General features: G+C 55.2%; 4 protein-coding genes. 3 read left to right on the forward strand and 1 reads right to left on the reverse strand.

Features of this window, described 5'->3' with window-relative positions:
* Positions 1-123 precede the first annotated feature (123 nt).
* Together DWV16_RS18620 and DWV16_RS18625 are read left to right on the forward strand one after the other, a co-directional pair.
* Positions 124-1,203, forward strand: coding sequence for a glycosyltransferase family 4 protein (locus DWV16_RS18620; RefSeq protein WP_066460356.1), 1,080 nt, complete (start codon positions 124-126; stop codon positions 1,201-1,203).
* Positions 1,200-2,228 carry a lysylphosphatidylglycerol synthase transmembrane domain-containing protein gene (locus tag DWV16_RS18625; protein ID WP_118480938.1) on the forward strand — a complete coding sequence of 343 codons (1,029 nt, stop codon included), beginning with the start codon at positions 1,200-1,202 and terminating at the stop codon, positions 2,226-2,228. Before DWV16_RS18620 ends, DWV16_RS18625 begins: the two co-directional genes overlap by 4 nt.
* A gap of 57 nt (positions 2,229-2,285) precedes the next feature.
* On the opposite strand, the gene DWV16_RS18630 is transcribed toward DWV16_RS18625, so the two are convergent.
* Positions 2,286-4,226, reverse strand: a complete 1,941-nt coding sequence (locus DWV16_RS18630) for an LTA synthase family protein (RefSeq protein ID WP_243007376.1) — start codon at positions 4,224-4,226, stop codon at positions 2,286-2,288.
* A gap of 46 nt (positions 4,227-4,272) precedes the next feature.
* On the opposite strand from DWV16_RS18630, the gene DWV16_RS18925 reads away from it, so the two are divergent.
* Complete coding sequence (locus tag DWV16_RS18925; protein WP_147349500.1) at positions 4,273-4,767, forward strand: hypothetical protein; 495 nt, start codon at positions 4,273-4,275, stop codon at positions 4,765-4,767.
* Positions 4,768-4,964 lie beyond the last annotated feature (197 nt).

Below are 4,964 nucleotides of genomic sequence, written 5' to 3' on the forward strand. Positions count from 1 at the left end.
CGGGCGGAACCCCTCCCGTCAGATACCTACCCTGTGTAGTCCCTTGTAAACTGTACTTTACCCATTGCGGGTAAACTGGTTTATGAGATCGGATACGGTTCGACCGGAAAGGAGCGGTTTATCATGACAAATACCGGAAAATATATTATAAACGTACGCTCGCACGCCGACATGGTGGAAGGGCACGGCGTCCTCTCCGCCGGCAAAGAGCAAATCCGACTGGTTCAGGAGGGCCTCGCAGACCGGTTCACAGTGATCGATAACTGCAAAAAAGGCGGGGATATCACCCATTATCACACTGTAAACCTTGGTTATTTCCTCACCCTGCCGCTTGCAAAACTGCACGGCAGGACAGTGGGATATGTCCATTTCCTGCCCGAAACAATCGACGGCAGCCTGCAGCTGCCCCGGGCGGCCAAAGCGGTCTTTTACCGCTATTTGATCGCTTTTTATAAGAGCATGGACGCGCTCGTGGTGGTAAACCCCGTGTTTATTGAGAAGCTCGCCGCCTACGGCATCCCGCGCGAGAAGATCACCTACATTCCAAATTACGTCGACGACCGGGAATTCCATCCCGTTTCCGCGGACGAAAAACGGACGCTTCGCAAAAGCTATGGGCTTGATCCGGATCGGTTTACAGTAGTCTGCGCCGGTCAGCTGCAGACCCGTAAGGGCGTGCTCGAATTCGCGGATCTGGCCGCAAAAATGCCGGACATCCAGTTCCTCTGGGCAGGCGGTTTCTCGTTCGGGAAGATGACCGACGGATATGAGGAAATTTCCAAACTCCTGGAACAGCACCCCAGCAACCTCATTTTCACCGGTATCGTCCCGCGCGGCGCGATGAACGGCATCTATAACCTAGGGGACGTGATGTTCCTGCCGAGCTATGACGAACTGTTCCCGATGACGATTCTGGAAGCAATGAGCTGCCAGATTCCCCTCCTGCTGCGGGATATCGAAGTCTACCCGGACATCCTGTTTGACTTCTACTGCAAGGGCAAAACGCAGAATGAGTTTGAAAGCCTGCTGCGCCGCCTGCAAAATGATCCCGCCTTTTACGCCGCTGCCAAAGACGGTGCAAAACGCGGACATGCCTTCTATGGCAAGGCGCATGTTCTTTCGATGTGGGACAGCTTTTACACCGCGCTCGCCACCGCCCCGGTCCTGCATCCTGCCCGCCACGGAAAGAGGGTCCCGGCATGAAAAAGCAAACCCGCAATATTTTGGTGATCATCGGCCTTTCCGCGCTGGTATTTATCTATATGCTCAAAACCGACGGCGCCGCAAATCTCTGGAGCGCGCTGCGGTCAGCGCGCCCGGCCTGGCTCATTGCGGCCTGTGGCCTGATGGCCGCTTACTGGCTGCTCGAATCACAGATTCTGCATCTGGCGGTACAGAAATTCCACCCCGGTCAGAAATTCGCCTGCACCCTGCAAACTTCCATGATCGGACAGCTTTTTAACTGCATCACCCCATTTGCAAGCGGCGGCCAGCCGGTGCAGGCCTATCATCTTGTAAAATCCGGCGTGCCGTTTGGCACCGCCTCCTGCGCGCTGATGATCAAATTCATCGTCTATCAAAGCGTACTCACCCTCTATTCGCTCGTCACGCTCCTGTTGCGTTACAAAATGTTCTCGGCGCAGGTGCGCGGGCTGGGCCTCCTGGTGCTCCTGGGCTTCGGGGTGAACGCCGCGGTCATCGCGGGGCTTCTGTCCCTCTGCTGCTTCCCGAAAGCGACCCGGCGGTTTCTCCTCTGGGGCGTTCAAGTGCTTACGAAACTGCGGGTCCTCAAGGACCCGGACCGTGCCCGCGAACAGCTCGAAAAAGAGCTCGCCGGTTTTTATGAGGGCTTTGCCGCGATGCGCCACCACGCTTTGCTCATCTTTCAGATGGCGGCGCTCACCGTCGCGCAGCTTACCGCCTTCTTTCTGATCCCGCTTGTCCTCTACCATTCATTCGGGCTCACCGGCGCGCCTGCTTTTTCCATCCTCGCGGCCGGCGCGTTTGTTTTAAACCTCACCTCATTCATTCCGCTGCCCGGCGCGGCGGGCGGCGCCGAACTCGGCTTTCACCTGCTCTTCGCCATGTTTTTCCCCGCACGGTTCCTGGCGGCCTCGGTGCTGCTCTGGCGCGCCGCGACCTTCTACCTGCCAATCTGCGCGGGTTCCCTTTTCACCGCAAATTTTACCTCCGGCGCCGGGCGGCACGGCGGCTGTGACGCCGCCTGACCCGCGCCTGACCAAAGAGAACCGGCCCCATAAAAACGGGGCCGGTTCTCTTTTCTTTTATGTTTGCTTGGCGGGTTGATTCAGGTAATCGGAGCCAAACATCTGGTCGTATTGCAGCAGCCAGTGGTCGTTGAACCACTTTTCCTGCTCCGCGGTCATCTCCTGTGAAGTGGTACCGTCCGGATTGATCGTGACGCCGCGGGTGCGGGCGCGGAATACCTTCATCTCCTGCAGGAGAAAATCGAACATCGGCGGCTTTTTGATGCCGTAGAGGTCCATCATCACCGGGGTGATATTATAGGAAGCGACGGTGCCGATATCGACCGGCTTCTGGTAGTAGTTGCTCCAGATGACCAGCGGCGTGGCGTGCAGCTTTGGGGATTTGGTATCGCCCGGCTCAATGAATCCGGTTTTTTCATAGAGCTCGTAGCCTTTGCCGACCGTGTTGTAATGGTCGCCCCAGAAAACGAGGATGGTCGGCTCCTCCACCTGGGAGAAATAATCCACCAACGCGCCGAGCATCGCGTCGTTTTCCCTGATGCCGGTTGCGAAATCACGCAGCTGGGATAGGGTGTCCTCCGAGATGCCCTCCGGCGCGCTCACAATATTCACAAGCTCCTCTTCCGGATAGTTTTCCGCGTTGTAGCTCGAATGGTTCTGCATGGTCACCGCGTGGATGAAGAGCTTCTCCCCTTCGCCCTTATTTTCAAACTGATCGATGATCATCCGGCCCATTTCCGCATCGGAAATGAGGCCACCTTTCCAGTAATGGCTTCGCTTCTTTTCCGGATTTACGAAGTCGTCCGCCGCGATAAAGGTGTCGATGCCAAGATGCGGATAAGCCTTGTCGCGGCTCCAGTATTTGCGGTAGTAGCCGTGAATCGCGACGGTGCGGTAACCCTGATCCTTGAGGTAGGAAGGCAGCGCAAACATGTCGCGGGTGACGTGCTGCTGATAGGGCTTACAGCCCGCCGGCAGATGTTCGACCGAATAACCGGTCAGCGCCTCAAATTCCACGTCGCAGGTGCCGCCGCCAAAGCTTGGGGAATAGGATTTTCCGGTCGCGGCGGTTTCTTTCATCCGCTGCAGATTTGGGGTGACCGGCTGGTCAAAGACGATGCCGGGCAGTTCCTCCACATCATAGAACGCCTCGTTCATGATGTAGATGATGTTCGGTTCCCTCTCTTTTTTGCCGAGCGTGGCGGCATAACTGTCAAAGAAAAGCGGGCGGTCCGGTTTGTTTGTTTCTATCCGGGTTTTCAGCGACTGGACCGCGCCCGCGCTGTAGCCTTCCGGCTTCGCGATATTGAGCGACTGCAGGTTCGACATGAAGCCAGTGATCACGCCGTAATTGCGGTAGTAACGGTTCTGCATCCACATGTCAGGGATAATGTTCAGCTTTTCGGTTGCCACGGGCCGCAGGTAAATTCCAAAGACCACAAACGCGAGCGCCGCCGTGGCGCCCGCACCGGCCGCCATCCGCCTCCAGAAAGCACGGGGAGCCTCGCTGCGTCGCGGAGCGCGGACAAAAAAGCTCAGGGCGGTCAACAGCACGAATATCACGATCGTCCAAGCCATCGAGGGCTGCATCTCTAGGTTTGCCTTGCCCATGACGTTCGAGGCTTCTGCCGCCTGAGAAATATCCCACGGCAGAAACGGCTCACCGCGCAGCTGAAGTTTGAACCAGGTCACAGCCGCGGGCAGATTGCCCAGCAGGCAGACGGTCAGGGTCGCGAGCGGATAACGCCCGGTGAGCCGGCTGACCGCGATATAGAGGAGCAGCAGGAACAGCCACGCGAGCAGGAAGCTCTCGGGATGCTTTTCGAAAATAGTGAAGAACCCGGCAAGGGTTCCCCGGTGGATCCATTCCACGGTAAAGAGGGTAATGGTCGGGATCAGCAGCGTTGCCGCGAGCCGCAGGACCAAATTGAGCGAAAACACACGGGACTTTTCCGCCGTTCGAGTGTACTTCAGGCTCTTGGCAGTGGTATCTATCACGGTTATTTCCTCCGGTTTATACAGTTGGTTTCACAGGTCTCATCACATGAAAATTACAGGCTCTTTACAGCCAGTTGCCATTTTACCTTGTTTCCTTGCACGAATTGTGAACAACCGTGAAAATCCTAAGGAATTTTACAAATTCGTTACAATTGCGCATTATTTTCCTTCATTTTCACCTGTGCTTTTTCCAGATCTGTACGATTTATGCAGCAGTTTATTCATCCCGCAGGTTCTTTGCGGCAGCAGGATTATGACAGGGGAATCCCGTTCTTTTTTTGCCGCTCCCATATGTACCCGGCCACGCGCCCAATTTATTCCGCCGTTATTCCTGCAAAATCTTTTTTGCAAAAAAGCGCTTCAATCCAGCATAAACAGCTGGTTTTTTAGCCTTCCAGCAAAATCCCGCGAATCCAGAAGGGCTTATTTAGACGGATTTCTTTCATCAAATTGTTATTTCAATTTCAAAATGAGATATTTTTATCCCACCCCAAACGGCAATTCGGATTTTGGAAGGATTCTGTTTGATTCCGGGTTTTAGGTGTGCTAGCATGAGAACTGGAAACGGGGGCTGGCACCCCTTTCCGAAAAAAGCGGCGATAAAAGCGGCGGACGGTTCCGGCCTGGTGCGTCCCTGCTTTCACAAAAGAAGGAAAAGAATTTAGATCAGGAGGAGTTTGTCATGGCAAAAGCATATAACCCATATGAAAACATGCTGGAGGTCCTGGACGAAGCGGC

The organism is Anaerotruncus sp. AF02-27 (assembly GCF_003465835.1).
GTDB classification, from domain to species: domain Bacteria; phylum Bacillota; class Clostridia; order Oscillospirales; family Ruminococcaceae; genus Anaerotruncus; species Anaerotruncus rubiinfantis.